Genomic DNA, 15054 nt, shown 5'->3' with positions numbered 1-15054 from the left:
TTTTAAAGTCCTCCCAGATGTCTGCCAGCGATAACTGCTTCGAGCATTGCCATGCGCATGTACACACCATTTTGCATTTGCTTTACAAATCTTGACCTAGGTGCTTCGACTAATTCAGAAGCAATCTCAACACCACGATTTATTGGACCAGGATGCATTATTATGGCATCCTTCTTCATCTTCTTGTAACGTTCCAGTGTTAAACCGTACTGTTCGTGATATTGAGCGGCAGAGAAACCAGTCTCATCAGTGTGGCGCTCATGCTGAACACGCAGTAGCATCAACACATCCACCTGTGAAACTAAATCATCGACTTCAAGATGCTCACCATACTCTTCAAATTCTTTTGAATACCAGTAACTTGGTCCTGCAAAAAAGACTTGTGCCCCGAGCTTCTTTAATAATTGCATATTGCTTCGTGCTACCCTTGAATTACTCAGATCACCAATAATTGCGACCTTTAAGTTCTTAAATGTTCCAAATTGCTCATAAATCGTCATCATATCAAGCAGTGATTGAGATGGATGCTGTCCACTGCCATCTCCCGCATTCACAATACCGATATCAAGCTTTTGCGTCGGTTCGAGTTCAATTAGTTCCTTATAATATTCATTTTCCTGATGACGCATAATTGCTAGATTAACTCCAATTGCATTCAAAGAAAGCAATGTGTCATAGAGAGTCTCGCCTTTTTTTACTGAACTAGTAGCAGGATCGAATGGAATTACCCGTAACCCTAATTTGCGTTCAGCCATCTCGAAACTACAATGTGTTCGTGTACTGTTCTCAAAAAACATATTAACGGCATAAATTGGCTGTTCAAAATGTGGAACTGCACCACCATTTTTAAAATAAATTGCGCGTTCAATCAATGCCATAACTTGATCATCATGTAGATCCTTGACAGTTACAAAGTGCTGTAACTTAACGTGACTTCCTACCTTTAACATTCCTTATCTCCTACCTTTCGCTTATTGCTTTCTCAGGAAGAACCAAATTCAAAATTATGCCAAAGACTGTTGCTAATGCGATACTTGTTAATTGAAAACTTCCTAATTGCAAGTAAGTTCCGCCAATCCCGATAACCAAGATAACTGATGTGATAATCAAATTTCTCTTTAATTCATAGTTTACTTTGTTGTCTACCAAGATTCTTAAGCCATTCGATGCAATCATTCCAAATAATAAGAAACTGATTCCACCAATTACAGGACTTGGAATCGAATGAATTAATGCACTGATTTTACCAACGAAACTGAATAAGATTGCAAAAAATGCTGCTCCACCAAGTACCCACAAACTATGAACTCTAGTCATTGCAAGCACTCCGATATTTTCACCATAAGAAGTTGTTGGTGGTCCACCAACAAAACCCGCAATGATCGAGGATAGACCATCACCGAATAATGTACGATGCAAGCCTGGATCTTTAAAGAAGTTTCTCTTTGTTAACTTATTTAGTACCATTACGTGTCCCATGTGTTCGGTCATTGTTACGAATGCAATTGGAGCCATCCCGATGATCGCTGCTGGGTACCACTTAAAGTGATAGTTGACAAACATCGTATCAAATGCTGGCAATGAGAACCATTTTGCTTGTGCAACAGGTGTCAAATCTACGATTCCAACTGCCAGTGCAGCCAGATAACCACATGCAATTCCTAGCAATACTGGTATCATACTTGGGAAACCTTTGAGATACATATTAAAAATAATGGTAATTATTAAGGTAAAAATTGCTACTGCAAAGTATTTCAAATCATAATGAGTTCCGTTCATCATTGCATCTGTGGCAGCTGTTGAAGCAATTGAAAGTCCAATCACAATGATAATCGGTCCAACAACAACTGGAGGTAAAATCTTATCGACCCATTTGCTACCAAAACGGCTAACTATCAAAGAAACGACTAGGTAAACCAAACCCGCAGAGATAGCACCTTGTGCAACAGCCGGATAACCATCTACCTTCATTAAAGTCTGCATCGTCGCAATAAACGCAAAACTCGAACCAAGATATGCTGGAATCTTTGCCTTAGTACATGCTATGTAAACTAGGGTTCCAACTCCAGAACTAAATAACGCAATACTTGGATTGATTCCCACTAGGAGCGGTACGAGAACAGTTGCTCCGAACATCGTAAATAAATGTTGAATCGATAAAACCAACCAATGGCCAAAGCTTGGTCGATCTTTAATGTCTAATAAGGCCTCATCATTTCTAAATTCCTTTTGTTCACTTGAATTCATCTTTATTCTCCTTCTATGCTATATACAAAAAAACCTGAATCTTGATTGATCCAGGTCGGCATAAGGTCAGACCAGATTCCCACTTTAATAAGAAACTGGTTCTTCAACCTTTTTGCTCTCTCTGGAGTCAATTAAATGGTCGCAGCTATTAAATTTTTTCTATCATGATTGAATCTTTTTCATCAATTTCTTCAACTTCAACCACAATTTGTTCGTCAAGTGATGTAGGAATATTCTTGCCAACAAAATCTGCTCGAATCGGTAACTCACGATGTCCACGATCAACCAATACTGCTAAATTAATCTTCTTGGGACGTCCTTGATCCATCAATGCATCAAGGGCTGCACGGATTGTACGACCTGTGAACAATACATCATCAACTAAAATAACTTGTTTCTCGGTAATATCAAAATCAAGTTTTGCCGAATTAACAATTGGTTCGTTTTTATTTGCGGCATCATGGCGATCATCACGATATAATGAAATATCAAGTTCGCCAACAGGTACGTTTGCCCCTTCAAGCTGCTGTAAACGTTGTGCAATTCTCTTTGCCAGATAAATGCCTCGAGTTTTAATTCCAACAATTACCAAATCCTCGATGCCCTTATTTTTTTCGATAATCTCATAAGTCATACGAGTTAGAGCACGTTTCATTGCCATTGAATCAACAACTTCTTTAGCCATTTTTTTCTCTCCTTTTTGTCATTTGTCCATAAAAAAGCCACCTAGCCAAATGCAGGCTAAGTGGTAGACTTCTGTCTTTATTCCGAGTTCAATTAAGACACTGCCTTCTTAGCCTCACAGGACTATGTTTAAAGGACCTTGATTACGTATTAAGTTACTAGAGATTATCTTGTTTGTCAAGATAATCCAACGTTTTTCTGAAAATTTCTGGTAAGGGCACATCAAAAACCAACTCTTTACCGGTCCTTGGATGTTTAAATCCAAGCTTGCCAGCATGTAAAAACTGTCCATTGCCTTTAATTGTTTTAGCTGGTCCATACAAAGGATCACCAACAAGTGGATGTCCAATATACTTTAGATGTACTCTAATCTGATGAGTACGCCCCGTCTCCAAAATACACTTGATCAATGTATAATTTTGATAACGTTTGATGACTGAAAAGCGTGTCACTGCATTTCGCCCGCCTGAAACAACAGCCTGTTTCTTTCGATCCTTTGGTGAGCGTCCTAGGGGTGCATCAATTTTCCCGTTATCTTCCTTGATAACTCCATGGACCAAAGCAATATACTCTCTAATATTTGTTTTGGCTTTCAATTGTGCCGCAAGACTGCGGTGTGCTTGATCATTCTTTGCAACCATCAACAAGCCTGAAGTATCTTTGTCTATACGATGAACGATTCCAGGACGGAATTCACCATTAATCGTTGATAATGGACTGTGGGCAAGCAGAGCATTAACAAGCGTCTTGTCTGGATGACCTGGTGAAGGATGAACCACCATACCCTGAGGCTTATTAACGACTAGGACATCTTCGTCCTCATACACAATATCCAATGGAATATTTTCAGGTTGAAGACTAGTTTCTTTGACCGGTGGAACTGTTAGCTCAATTTGATCATTTTCTTTTACTTTGTAGTTAGGCTTTGCTGGCTGTGCATTTACTAAGATAGCTCTTTCAACCAACCATTGTTTTAACTGTGATCTAGAATATTGGGGGAAAAGTTCAGTCAAAACCTTGTCCAGTCGCCCTCTTTGTTCATTAATCATCTTTTTTTCAGTCATTTTTATCATCCCGCAACATGGCAATTATAATAACCACTACACCAATTGATAGAGCTGAATCAGCAACATTGAAAATAGGAAAATTAATAAAATCAAGTTGCAGCATATCAACTACATATCCTATTCTGATCCGATCAATAAAGTTACCTAAGGTCCCACCTATCATCAAACTAATTCCCAGTGCATACACCCAATTTTTCCATAGCTTCAAAAAAAGATAGACTAATACACCTAGAGCAATAATGGTTATTAAAAATAAAAACCATTTCTGTCCAGTGAAGATATTCCATGCTGCTCCATAATTACGAATATGAGCTACCGATAAAACAGATGGAATAAATTGAACACTACTGTCCAATGGAATGCTGTTTACTACTAATAATTTTACTATTTGATCTAGCAAGATAACTGCAAAAATCAAAAAGATATATAGCGCCATAATGACGTATCCTCGCTTTCGGGTATGTTTCTGTTCTTTTACAGGAACAACGTATGTAATTCAAGCTTACATTATACTGCATTTTAAGAAAATCTTAAACCCTTGTATTTTCAAAAAAGCTCCCCACCATGATGGAGAGTATTCCATGAGACGTAAAAACCGGCACAAATACAAAATTGAAAGTATGTCGTGCTCTATGTTATGAATAATTCGAAGTTAAACAGAAAATTTTGACTTATGAAAAACCTTTGTACCGAGCCAACAAAGAAATTGGTTCAAAATTCACATTTTACACATTTTCTAGCTTACTTCCTATTACCACTTCTCACCTTTTTAATATACGCTAATTATGTCAAAAAAGTTTGATAAGCAAAAAAAAATTATTTTCAGCTCTTAGCCATGAAAATGCTTGACCTTTTTTTAAATTAGTCTTAATCTAATTAGTAATAATTAACGTTGAAAAGATAAGTAGTATTTGGAGCGATATTACAGAAAGCCGATTATGCTGAGATTCGGTTATCGTGAAGGTATGAAGATGGTCTTGGAGTTTAGGCAAGGTGAGCTTAGTAGCTAAACATAGTAGCTAAAGTAAATCTTACACGGGTACACCCGTTACAGTGTTCGCGCATAGAATCCAGTTTGTGCGTATGAGGGCTTTTTAAGCTGAAAACCGGGTGGTACCACGATGAGTCGTCCCGCAGTCTATTTTTAGACTGCGGGCTTTTTTTATTCAGAAACAAATCACGTCGCCATTAATACTGGCTTGTCTGTAGTTATAGAAACAGAATCCAGTTATAAAAGTGACAAATATCTAAAGGAGGCGCATTAAAATGGCTGTAATTTACATTACTAATGGATTTACTCAAAATACAAATATTGAACATCCAGAAACATTAAAAGTACTGCTGTTAAATCTCATGCCTAACCGTGCGGAAACCGAGCACCAGTTTGTCTCTTTGTTGAAAAACTCAAGAAGAGATATCACATTAACCTTTTGCTTGCCCAAAACCCATACTTTGAAAAACAATGCACGTGAATCATTAGAAAAATATGCAACTTTCGATGAAATTAGTTCAAACTACTATGATGCCCTGATTGTTACCGGAGCACCGTTAGATCGTTTGGATTTTGCTGCAGTTGATTATTGGGATGAATTTTCAGAGATAGTAGAATGGCGTAAAACTCATACGCAACAGAGCCTTTTTGTTTGCTGGAGTGCGTATGCCGCTGGAGAAATCGAAGGAATTTTCAAAGGTCATCAGCTTACTAAGAAAATTTCAGGGGTCTATACGACCAATGAATTGACCATCCCGCATTCACGCTACTTCACAATCCCATTACAGAATTCTATTGATGGAACAATTGTGGCTGGAAGTCGTGAGATTGGAGCCGTCTTAATTCAAAACAAACGACTACACTCAACCTACTTGACAGGTCATCTAGAATATCAAATCGATACTCTGGCACAAGAATATAAGCGTGATTCACTTGCGGGGCTTGCACCGCATAAACCAAGTAATTACTTTGATGAAAACAACAAGCCCACTGATACCTGGTCAGCGACTGCTAGTAGCTTCTATCGCCAGTGGTTAGATGATATTACTGAAATAAAAAAATCAATTGCTCTTGGAAGGAATAATTAACTTGAAAAAATATGAAATTGAAACACTTTTAGCCCAAGCCGGAAATCACAGTCAAGAAGATCCATACGGAACAGTTGCAACACCTATCTATCTCTCATCAACCTTTCGTCATGGCAAACTATCTGATGTAGATCATTTTGACTACGAAAAACAGTATGCCTATTCAAGGATGGCTAATCCAACAAGAAAAACATTAGAGCAAACTCTCACGTTACTGGAAGAAGGAACAAAAGGATTCGCATTAAGTTCCGGAATGGCTGCAATCGAATTGGTTTTCTCCCTCTTTAAAAGTGGTGACGAAATCATCTCAACAGATGATCTATATGGTGGAACATTTCGCTACTTTGATCATCTCAGCGAACATTATGGCCTTAAATTTACACAGTGGGACGGAACAAACAATGACGAACTTATTAAAAGAGTCACTTCTAAAACTGTTGCCCTATGGATTGAGACACCTTCAAATCCCACTATGAAAAAAACTGATATTGCAGAAATAGCCGCACTAGTTCATGGAATCAATTCTAATATAAAAGTCATTGTGGACAATACGTTCTATACTCCTATTTATCAGAAGCCACTTGACCTTGGAGCCGACATCGTAGTTCACAGCGCCACTAAATATCTCTCTGGTCACAATGATCTCCTTGGTGGTGCAGTTATTTGCAAGGATACAAAAACAGCCGACAGTTTGACTTTTAATTTTAATACCACAGGCGCAGTCCTCGATCCTTTTGATTCATGGCTGCTTTTACGGAGTCTCAAAACACTTCCACTCAGAATGCATCAACATACAGAAAATGCACAGAATATCGTTAAGTTTTTATCAAATTCGTCCGCTGTTTCAAAAGTCCTTTATCCTGGCAAAGGTGGAATGATTAGTTTTTATCTGAAAGATAAGACTAAATTGGCTGCTTTCTTTGACAGATTAAAAATAATTTCATTTGCAGAAAGTCTTGGCGGAATTGAGTCATTAGTTACCTTGCCTGCAAAGCAGACGCACCATGATATGCCAGTTGAACAGAGAGAAAAATTAGGCATCACTGATAACTTACTGCGTCTTTCAGTCGGTCTCGAAAGTAGTAAGGATTTGATTGCCGAACTAAAAAATGCATTAGAATAAAGGAGCTTTTTTAAATGAGTAAATTCAATACTAACCTTGTCCACGGATTACCCTGTAACGAAAATAAGACCGGAGCAGTTAATCCACCTATTTATAATTCAACTACATATGCCTATCCCGATTCAGAATCTAAAGTACGCTGGGACTACGCTCGTTCTGGAAATCCAACGCGCGAATTTTTAGAAAAACTGGTTGCACAACTTGAAAATGGGGATAGAGGCTTTGCATTTTCATCTGGGATGGCAGCCATTCACGCAGTACTTTCAATCTTCTCACCTGGGGATCATTTAATTATTGGAGACCAAATCTATGGTGGAACATTTCGCCTATTTAATCAGTTCTTCAAGCGCTGGAATATCGAATTTACAGCTGTTGATACGAGAGATTCCGCTGCGGTAAAAGCCGCAATCAAGCCTAATACCAAAGCTATTTACTTCGAGCCCTTCACAAATCCGCTTCTTCATGTCACAAGTGTGCGCAGTATTGCAGAAATTGCGCAAGAAAATGACTTGTTAGTTATCGTGGATAATACTTTTTTGACCCCTTACCTTCAGCAGCCACTGAATTTGGGTGCAGACATAGTTATTCATTCCGCCACCAAATATCTTGGTGGCCATTCAGACGTAATCGCCGGAATCGTGGTCACTAAAAGTAAAGAATTATCAGATAGGTTGTATTTCTCTCAGAATGCCATTGGAGGCGTTCTCTCCCCTGAAGATTCTAATTTGATTCGTAGAGGAATTCAAACTCTCAGTGTGCGTTTAGATAGACAATTATTAAATACGCAAAAAATTGTCGCTTTTCTTCAAAAAAGAACCGATATTAAAAAAATTAATTATCCGGGAATTGAAGGAACTGCTGAACACGAGATTGCCAAAAAAGAATGTAAGGATTTCGGAGCAGTCCTATCATTTGAAGTTCAAAACATTGATGTTGTCAAATTTGTTAATAGTTTGAAATTATTTCAATTAGCAGTAAGTTTGGGCGCTGTTGAGAGTCTTGCTGAATTGCCATCCAAGATGTCCCATGCAGAATTATCAGACAAAGAACTTCTTGCTTGCGGTATTTCACCAAATCTTGTTCGTCTAGCTATTGGCATTGAAGATGCAGATGATTTGATTGCAGACCTAGAACAGGCATTAGCTGTAGCACATTAAGCTAATTTTATTTATTAGTGAAAAGCTGTGTTGTCCACTTAACGGTTTTCATTTTTCACCATCTTATGCTGTTCAAAATTCTATAAAACTCGGCCAGTTTATTGTTTCCCCATATAAATAATAAACCTCGGCTTCTGCCTTAAAACCGATACTCTTGTATAAATGCAGTGCTATCGGATTTGAGCCGTCAACTGCAAGCACACAATCTCTTCTTTGCAAGTTATTTGCTGGAAACCAGTTGATTACTTTAACAATAAGATTGCGTGCAAATCCTTGATTACGATATTTTTTGGCAACAAAAACACCATACAGATAGTATTCAACCTCAGTACTAACGTCAACAGAACAATATCCGACAATCTTTTTGTCATATACCAAGACAAAGTTTTTGTTAGCAGCATCCGCTAACCCTTTTGTTAAATATGTGGCTGCCTCTTTTGTTGATGACTCGGGGAAAGATTCTTTATAAATTGGTACGAGCGTAGGAATGTCTTTTGACTCAAGCAAGCGGATTTCTAAGTCTGCTCTTGTAACCATGAATTCTTGCTCATTTTTACTAAGCCTCATCTGATATTCTGGGTCGGCATCTGCTTCCAAACTGAGGTTACTCAAAAAATCTGGATTTCTATCCAAGAAACTCTTCTCAGAAATGAATTCCCACTTCTGATAACCGAACTCTCGTAAAACGCGGTATGCATTCTGCCAAAGCTTCGTCCCTATCTTTTGGCGTCTGCTTTGTGGTGCAACTATCATAAATACATCAACGGATTCAGTAGTGTCCCCATCTGCATAAAGCATTGCAAAGCCAACTAATTGTTTTACTTCTAATCTTTGCCTGTCAGTAAGATTTTTAGATTTTGCATATTCCATCTGTTTTTATCTGCCTCTCAGTAAATGTCAACTCATAGCAATATTCTAGCATAAACATTACACAAGTTTAATCTCACTCCAATTTACTGTGTTATAATTGCAAAAAATGAGGTGAAACAATTTGCGAGCAGAAAAAGCAACTCTAACAAACCTTTGTATGCTTACCCATCAAGACAAGGTTCTTATTGAAAAGCGCAAAAACAAAAATTGGTCGGGAGTCACTTTCCCGGGAGGACATGTTGAACCCAAGGAATCTTTCGTCGATTCAGTTATCCGTGAAGTATACGAAGAAACGGGACTGACAATTCAAGACCCAATACTTTGCGGGATAAAGCAATTTACAACTGATGAAGATGGACGCTACATTGTACTTCTTTACAAGGCTTCTAAGTTTACAGGACAAATCAAATCTTCTTCCGAAGGCGAAATTCTCTGGGTTAACCAGAAAAATCTTCTCTCAGCCAATCTAGCTGCCGGATTTGAAGAACTGTATGAGGTTTTCACGAGTCAAAACAGTGAATTATACTATTTTGAAGATAATGGGGACTGGCATACAGAGATTAAATAAAATTGCGAAATGATATTACACCAAATTGATAAATTTGATTCAAGGGATTGTGATAAAATGAATAGTGATGAACGTGAAAATCATGGATTTGTCTACGCCTTAGAAAATAAGGCATTTCCTGGATATATCAAAATTGGTCAAACAAAAAATCTTGAACATAGATTGGCACAATTCAATGATACTGGAATCCCAGAAGGTAAACCTACGTTATTGCTCTTTGCGGTATACCTTGAAAACTATAAAAAAGCCGAACGTATCTTACATAAGGCACTTGCTGACAAACGTGAGAGCTCCTCAAAGGAATTTTTCAAAGCTACTTACAATCAGGTAAAAAACATCTTTGAATTACTGACTTTCAATGATACAAACGCTTTATGGATTAGGCCAGAAGAATATAATGCAAAAATAACTGGAAAAACGTTTAAGGTAGTGCAAAGACGAATAGGGACACGCCCAAATCGTAATTTTAAATATCTCAGTATCCCTACTGGAGCAAGACTGACTTTTAAAGAAAATCCTAAGCTAGTCGTTACTGTAATCGATGAAAAAAATCATGTTTTGTGTTGCTGTGGAAAAGCACACACTCTTTCGAGAGCAGCAATATGCTGTTATGATTTCTATCATGCATTACCGAATGAAGAAAAAGGTAAAGACCGTAATGGCTTTGACTGGTTCAAGTATAATGGAATTCTTGTCTCCGACATCAAGCCAATGGTAAATCAAGAACTAGAATAATACTTTATTAAGGAATTACATAAAATGAAATTGCAACAACCATTTGCATCGCTAAAAAGCGGTGATTTACTTTTTGTCCCAGATACAAATGAAAAATTATCGCAAATAATTGCCAAAAGTACAGTCGTCAAGGCTGTAACACGCCCTCAGCCTCGTAAAAATTATACCCACGTGGGTGTGTTAGAACATGGTTTGGAAGGACTATTTGTCTTACATGCAACACCGACAAAGGGATGCATTAGAGAGTCACTGACCGACTTTTTAAATAACCAGCAAAGCATTGATGTATATCGACTTAAAAATAGTAATATTGATCACGAATCTGCAATCCAGCATGGTAAAACATTACTGGGGGAGCCATATAATAGTAGTTTTATAGCTGAACAGCCGGGTTATTATTGCTCTGAATTTGTCTGTGCCTTGTACAAGGATATCTTTGCCCAAACACCCATGTCATTTGGGCCTAACGGTTCAATATTACCTGAATGGCATTCCTATTATAAAAAAATAAACCTGCCCATCCCTAATGGATTACCAGGTTCAAGTCCAAATTCATTACTTAATCAAGGTATAACTGACTTTATTACAACTTTATCAAAAAAATAGTTACGATTTGCCCTGTAACTTAATTATATTTTGTCGTAAGATTAGGGTGTATTGTAAAAGTTATGACTTTTATCGAGGCATCTTCTTCATAGGTTAGCCATACTTACGCAATATCGTTATCTTTGAATCAAAGAACTATTTCAACAGGAGGATAATATGTTATCTCTATTATTACTTACATTTGCCGTTACGATTTCTATTTGTATCGTCATTTTCTTAGTCACTGCCTATTTAAAAAAGACTTCGTGGGGTCCACTAGTTGTTTGTATCATTGCTCTCCCCTTTGTCATTTTAAGTGTTCCACTGACTTCCAACTTATCTTCTATTGATGCTCAGCACCATACTAAAAAGGAAATTCGTCAACTAGAAACTTTACAGACAGTGAAACTCAAAAAAAAGAACAGTACTTCTCAAAAAACTACTAATAAACCGCCAAAAGTAAATATGCTAAGCAATACGAACGCTCGTAATTCAGTGTCACCTCTAGGTTTTCACAAAGCACAGCGTAAAACAGGTAAAGTTAATCATCCAAAAAAACAAAAGGACCTTTTGATCGTAAGTTACAAGCTCAAGGACTCAAAATAAAATGGGGAATTTTTTGGTGTGAGAGTGTATATCATATTTAAAGATAAGTGTAAATTAGGACCTGCATTTTGGCAGGTTCTTTTTTTACAAGAATAAGGAGTATGACAAAAGTTGATAAAATTTAAGTGCTGACACGAAACTATGAACATGGAGAGTACTTCGCTATGGTTTGTAAAACTTAAAAAAAAATTTGTCTTTTTATAAGAAATAAATATAGGAGCCGGCCCAAAATTCAACTTTCGAGTCAGCTCCCAAAAAATAGACCTATAGGGAATGTTATAGGCCTATTTAAAAAGCAAATTAGTTGTGAACAAATTAATCTGTAACGACAATTTACCAATCTGCTTTATATATTCATTTTATCTTATTTATTAAATAAAAAAAGTTGTGTAAAATGAAAAAATTCACAAGCTTTGCATCGCTATTGCGTACTTTCTAATGTAACGATGTAGCAAAAGTAATGATTCCTAAGAAAATACCTGGCAGATTTGCTAAAAAGACCGGCCAATCGCGATTCATCTTGAAATAGGCATAAACACACCAAAACAGGCAATTAATTGCCGCAACCAGTGGTTGAATCGGATTACCATACTGACCATTCAAATTACTGATAATCTGTGGAACATAAGAAACATACATTAAAACTGAAAGAACAGTTGCGATACGTCCTAAAATTTGGATAAATCTTGTTTCTTCTTTCAAAAAAACCCTCCTCAAGTGAACTACATTGCCTATGTACAATAAGTTCAAAGTCTATTGTAGACTATTAAATAAAATCATACAAACGAGAAAGTGATTGACTAGGTGTCAAGACAGGGGTAGAATTCATTAAGAGTTTATATGATTAACAGCGTTGCGTCCGACCACGGCTGTCTAAAAACAACTAAGGAGATCTTCAGTATGAAAAATATTTCAAAGACTTATAAAGAACCCACTAAAGAATCATTGCCAACTTTTTCACAATTTATCACTAACTTCTTTGCAGCACTTACACAGGTTTTTAATCTTCAAAGAAATATTTCAGAAATAAAAACTTTGCGCAGAACTACAAAAATTATGATGAGTGTAATGCTAATTGCAACGGTTGCTTCTTTTGCTTTCGGCAATGATTATACTTTTTCCGGTTGGATTGGCTTGGTAACGGGAATTGCAGTTGTACTAAACTTGATTCTCGTTGATCAAGGACGCTTGACTAACTATAGCTGGGGGGTACTCGGTTGTGTTGTTTGGCTGATAATTGCAATTAACAATCGTCTGATTGGCGACATTGCATCACAATCATTCTATTTGGTAATGCAATTTGTCGGTTTGTACGTTTGGCATAATCAAATCAATAAACAGTCCAGTAAAGATGAATTAACTTCCCGCAGTTTCACTTGGTTGAACGGATTATTCTGGTTGATTGTGACCTTCGTCATCTATTTTGTGGTACTCTTTTTCAGCAAGAGACTAAATGGAACTCAAGTTTACTTAGATGCCACCCTCTTGCCTCTTGGCATTGTAGGACAAGTACTAATGACGCATGGCTACCGCTCACAATGGATCGCATGGATCACATTGGATATAGTCAATATAATTATTTGGTACAATCAATTGAAAATTGTTAGCCCTGCATCCACATCAATGTTCGTTCTTCAAGTCATTATGTTTATAAATTCGTTATACGGACTCTACCTCTGGTACTACGGTCAACAGAAAAAAGTCAGTTAGCTCATCTATTCTGATCAGCACAAAAACAACCGTGAATTAAAGCAGTACTATCATATAATTACTCACTAATATAATGCATACGGCTATTATTGAATTGGCCTCCAAACTCAGCAAACTAAAAAAGCTGATTTTGGGGGCCAATTCATTTTTTAATGATTTTATAGCGTAAATGATGATATTTCTATCCCTAACTCAAACTCATTATTTCTAATAGAACTTCTTACAACTAAAAAGCAGACAATAATCCCTACCACTTAATTTTTGACACTCTAGTTACTTTATTAATACTACTAATATTTTTATTACCAAGTACACGCCCATCCAAAATAATGCAGATGGTAAAAAAGCATTTTTGACAGCTCTAAAAAGTTCCATATTATCACCCTCATTTTTCTTCATGATATCAACAAGAGTTTAAGAATTTATAAGTTATACTATAAAAAAAGGTTATGTTATGTAGGAGGTATTTAAAATGAAGCTACTTTTTCAGAAGTTAACTAGCCAAAATATTCGAGCCGTTTGGCAAATCAGCCGTGAAGTAATGACATTAACTGAAGACCCTTATCCTTACTCCAGCACAGACTATGATAAATTTGTCGAAAAAGTCAGTCACGGTACAGCTATAGTTGCAACCTTGAAAAATCTGGTTGTTGGGGCATTAATTTATTACCCTTCGTATAACTCAAAAGATGTGATCGAATTTGAAGTTTTTATCTCAAAAAGATATCAAAGATTAGGGATTGGTCAAAAATTAATTATACAAATGATCAATAAAGCCCAGACACACAATATTAAGCAAATAAATCTCGACGTACTCTCAACCAATCCTACAGCCATAAAATTCTATGAAAATTTGGGATTCACACGTTTTGTTACAGAGCGCAACAGATTTTTTATAAATGATAAGTACGTTGATAATTACAAATATTTCAAAATAATTAATTAGTATTCTTTTAAAAATATCTTAAATTTACTATACAAATATTAAAAGTGAGAGTAATCTTTTGGTAAAAGGAATTGATTAATTTGCTCAAGAAAATTTGTATCGCTATTCTTAAAGTATTGGGTTGGTTTGTTGATGTTCTTGTCTTGCTGCTGGCATTTGTTAAGCGGCCGTGGTAGAACCAAGTTTTATTAGGATGTAATGAGGTCTATTATTTGTACTTCTTTTATCACATATAACTTTTTTGGGTACTCAGGTATAAATACTATGTGATATTTACAATCTCCTCTCGTATATTCTAAGCTATTTTTGTCTTTTGACAATGCAAAAACTTCCTTTCGTAAATGTTTCGATTGGTAGCCGAAACCTATTATATCGAAAGAAAGTTTTTCTCGCTAAGGTCCTTTGCCTCCCACAAGTAAAGCTTGCAGTTTATTTAACGTACAAGAAGAAAGTGACTGAACCAAAAATTCATTTTGGTCTAGTCACTTATTAATGCTGATTATTTTCTTCAATTAAAAGAATTTCATTCTACTTTAGTTAATAACAAGGCCTGATATTTTTTTCGCGGAAGATGAAAATATGTTGTTCCATCAATATTTTCAGAAAAATCGTTAATATTCATGAGAGTATAAAATAGTTTGTGTAAATGAATAAAAATCCTATTGAAAAGGGAATCC

At 36.5% G+C, this 15054-nt stretch carries 16 protein-coding genes; 9 read left to right on the top strand and 7 right to left on the bottom strand.

Translation table 11 applies throughout. The annotated features are described in order from the left end of the window. Positions 1-2 precede the first annotated feature (2 nt). From IV36_RS01140 to lspA, 5 genes are all read right to left on the bottom strand, one after another. Positions 3-950: an aspartate carbamoyltransferase catalytic subunit gene (locus IV36_RS01140; RefSeq protein ID WP_056990340.1), complete on the bottom strand. Its 948-nt coding sequence runs from the start codon at positions 948-950 to the stop codon at positions 3-5. Positions 951-960: 10 nt separating this feature from the next. After that, positions 961-2247 carry a solute carrier family 23 protein gene (locus IV36_RS01135; RefSeq protein ID WP_056990339.1) on the bottom strand — a complete coding sequence of 429 codons (1287 nt, stop codon included), beginning with the start codon at positions 2245-2247 and terminating at the stop codon, positions 961-963. Positions 2248-2395: 148 nt separating this feature from the next. Continuing rightward, positions 2396-2932, bottom strand: coding sequence for a bifunctional pyr operon transcriptional regulator/uracil phosphoribosyltransferase PyrR (pyrR, locus tag IV36_RS01130; RefSeq protein ID WP_056990338.1), 537 nt, complete (start codon positions 2930-2932; stop codon positions 2396-2398). Between the two features lie 157 nt (positions 2933-3089). Beyond that, positions 3090-4004, bottom strand: a complete 915-nt coding sequence (locus tag IV36_RS01125; protein ID WP_396442947.1) for an RluA family pseudouridine synthase — start codon at positions 4002-4004, stop codon at positions 3090-3092. After that, a complete protein-coding gene (gene lspA / locus IV36_RS01120; protein ID WP_056990336.1) occupies positions 3988-4434 on the bottom strand; it encodes a signal peptidase II in 447 nt (148 codons plus the stop codon). Before lspA ends, IV36_RS01125 begins: the two co-directional genes overlap by 17 nt. An 830-nt stretch (positions 4435-5264) precedes the next feature. Between lspA and IV36_RS01115 the strand changes: the two genes are divergently transcribed. Genes IV36_RS01115 through IV36_RS01105 form a run of 3 tightly spaced genes read left to right on the top strand, consistent with a single transcriptional unit; the run spans position 5265 to position 8357 of the window. Beyond that, the gene (locus IV36_RS01115) at positions 5265-6077 is read left to right on the top strand and encodes a homoserine O-acetyltransferase/O-succinyltransferase family protein (RefSeq protein WP_056990335.1); all 813 of its coding nucleotides are present in this window, start codon (positions 5265-5267) and stop codon (positions 6075-6077) included. After that, the gene (locus IV36_RS01110) at positions 6073-7200 is read left to right on the top strand and encodes a trans-sulfuration enzyme family protein (protein WP_056990537.1); all 1128 of its coding nucleotides are present in this window, start codon (positions 6073-6075) and stop codon (positions 7198-7200) included. The genes IV36_RS01115 and IV36_RS01110 overlap by 5 nt, the downstream gene beginning before the upstream one ends. Before the next feature lie 14 nt (positions 7201-7214). Beyond that, on the top strand, positions 7215-8357 hold the full coding sequence (locus IV36_RS01105) for a trans-sulfuration enzyme family protein (protein ID WP_056990334.1): 1143 nt from the start codon (positions 7215-7217) through the stop codon (positions 8355-8357). Between the two features lie 72 nt (positions 8358-8429). On the opposite strand, the gene IV36_RS01100 is transcribed toward IV36_RS01105, so the two are convergent. Beyond that, positions 8430-9227: a GNAT family N-acetyltransferase gene (locus IV36_RS01100; protein WP_056990333.1), complete on the bottom strand. Its 798-nt coding sequence runs from the start codon at positions 9225-9227 to the stop codon at positions 8430-8432. Positions 9228-9384: 157 nt separating this feature from the next. Between IV36_RS01100 and IV36_RS01095 the strand changes: the two genes are divergently transcribed. From IV36_RS01095 to IV36_RS01080, 4 genes are all read left to right on the top strand, one after another. Further along, positions 9385-9795: an 8-oxo-dGTP diphosphatase gene (locus IV36_RS01095; protein ID WP_056990536.1), complete on the top strand. Its 411-nt coding sequence runs from the start codon at positions 9385-9387 to the stop codon at positions 9793-9795. Between the two features lie 57 nt (positions 9796-9852). Then, positions 9853-10530 carry a GIY-YIG nuclease family protein gene (locus IV36_RS01090; protein ID WP_056990535.1) on the top strand — a complete coding sequence of 226 codons (678 nt, stop codon included), beginning with the start codon at positions 9853-9855 and terminating at the stop codon, positions 10528-10530. 24 nt (positions 10531-10554) lie between these two features. Then, positions 10555-11136 carry a YiiX/YebB-like N1pC/P60 family cysteine hydrolase gene (locus tag IV36_RS01085; protein ID WP_056990332.1) on the top strand — a complete coding sequence of 194 codons (582 nt, stop codon included), beginning with the start codon at positions 10555-10557 and terminating at the stop codon, positions 11134-11136. Positions 11137-11292: 156 nt separating this feature from the next. Further along, complete coding sequence (locus IV36_RS01080) at positions 11293-11721, top strand: hypothetical protein (protein ID WP_056990331.1); 429 nt, start codon at positions 11293-11295, stop codon at positions 11719-11721. Between the two features lie 435 nt (positions 11722-12156). Here IV36_RS01080 and IV36_RS01075 read toward each other — a convergent pair whose 3' ends face one another. Further along, complete coding sequence (locus IV36_RS01075) at positions 12157-12423, bottom strand: SemiSWEET family transporter (RefSeq protein ID WP_056990330.1); 267 nt, start codon at positions 12421-12423, stop codon at positions 12157-12159. Between the two features lie 198 nt (positions 12424-12621). Here IV36_RS01075 and pnuC point away from each other — a divergent pair, with 198 nt between their 5' ends. Continuing rightward, on the top strand, positions 12622-13431 hold the full coding sequence (gene pnuC, locus IV36_RS01070) for a nicotinamide riboside transporter PnuC (protein WP_056990329.1): 810 nt from the start codon (positions 12622-12624) through the stop codon (positions 13429-13431). Between the two features lie 472 nt (positions 13432-13903). After that, positions 13904-14377: a GNAT family N-acetyltransferase gene (locus IV36_RS01065; protein WP_056990328.1), complete on the top strand. Its 474-nt coding sequence runs from the start codon at positions 13904-13906 to the stop codon at positions 14375-14377. The last annotated feature ends 677 nt before the right edge of the window (positions 14378-15054 follow it).

It is taken from the genome of Liquorilactobacillus mali (assembly GCF_001437155.1).
Taxonomy (GTDB): domain Bacteria; phylum Bacillota; class Bacilli; order Lactobacillales; family Lactobacillaceae; genus Liquorilactobacillus; species Liquorilactobacillus mali_A.
This window is presented reverse-complemented; position numbering and strand designations above follow the sequence as displayed.

Excerpts from the sequence above, each read along its gene's own strand:
- IV36_RS01140 (WP_056990340.1), bottom strand. The coding sequence starts at position 950 with ATGTTAAAGGTAGGAAGTCACGTTAAGTTACAGCACTTTGTAACTGTC.
- IV36_RS01135 (WP_056990339.1), bottom strand. The coding sequence starts at position 2,247 with ATGAATTCAAGTGAACAAAAGGAATTTAGAAATGATGAGGCCTTATTA.
- pyrR (WP_056990338.1), bottom strand. The coding sequence starts at position 2,932 with ATGGCTAAAGAAGTTGTTGATTCAATGGCAATGAAACGTGCTCTAACT.
- IV36_RS01125 (WP_396442947.1), bottom strand. The coding sequence starts at position 4,004 with ATGATAAAAATGACTGAAAAAAAGATGATTAATGAACAAAGAGGGCGA.
- lspA (WP_056990336.1), bottom strand. The coding sequence starts at position 4,434 with ATGGCGCTATATATCTTTTTGATTTTTGCAGTTATCTTGCTAGATCAA.
- IV36_RS01115 (WP_056990335.1), top strand. The coding sequence starts at position 5,265 with ATGGCTGTAATTTACATTACTAATGGATTTACTCAAAATACAAATATT.
- IV36_RS01105 (WP_056990334.1), top strand. The coding sequence starts at position 7,215 with ATGAGTAAATTCAATACTAACCTTGTCCACGGATTACCCTGTAACGAA.
- IV36_RS01100 (WP_056990333.1), bottom strand. The coding sequence starts at position 9,227 with ATGGAATATGCAAAATCTAAAAATCTTACTGACAGGCAAAGATTAGAA.
- IV36_RS01095 (WP_056990536.1), top strand. The coding sequence starts at position 9,385 with ATGCTTACCCATCAAGACAAGGTTCTTATTGAAAAGCGCAAAAACAAA.
- IV36_RS01090 (WP_056990535.1), top strand. The coding sequence starts at position 9,853 with ATGAATAGTGATGAACGTGAAAATCATGGATTTGTCTACGCCTTAGAA.
- IV36_RS01085 (WP_056990332.1), top strand. The coding sequence starts at position 10,555 with ATGAAATTGCAACAACCATTTGCATCGCTAAAAAGCGGTGATTTACTT.
- IV36_RS01080 (WP_056990331.1), top strand. The coding sequence starts at position 11,293 with ATGTTATCTCTATTATTACTTACATTTGCCGTTACGATTTCTATTTGT.
- pnuC (WP_056990329.1), top strand. The coding sequence starts at position 12,622 with ATGAAAAATATTTCAAAGACTTATAAAGAACCCACTAAAGAATCATTG.
- IV36_RS01065 (WP_056990328.1), top strand. The coding sequence starts at position 13,904 with ATGAAGCTACTTTTTCAGAAGTTAACTAGCCAAAATATTCGAGCCGTT.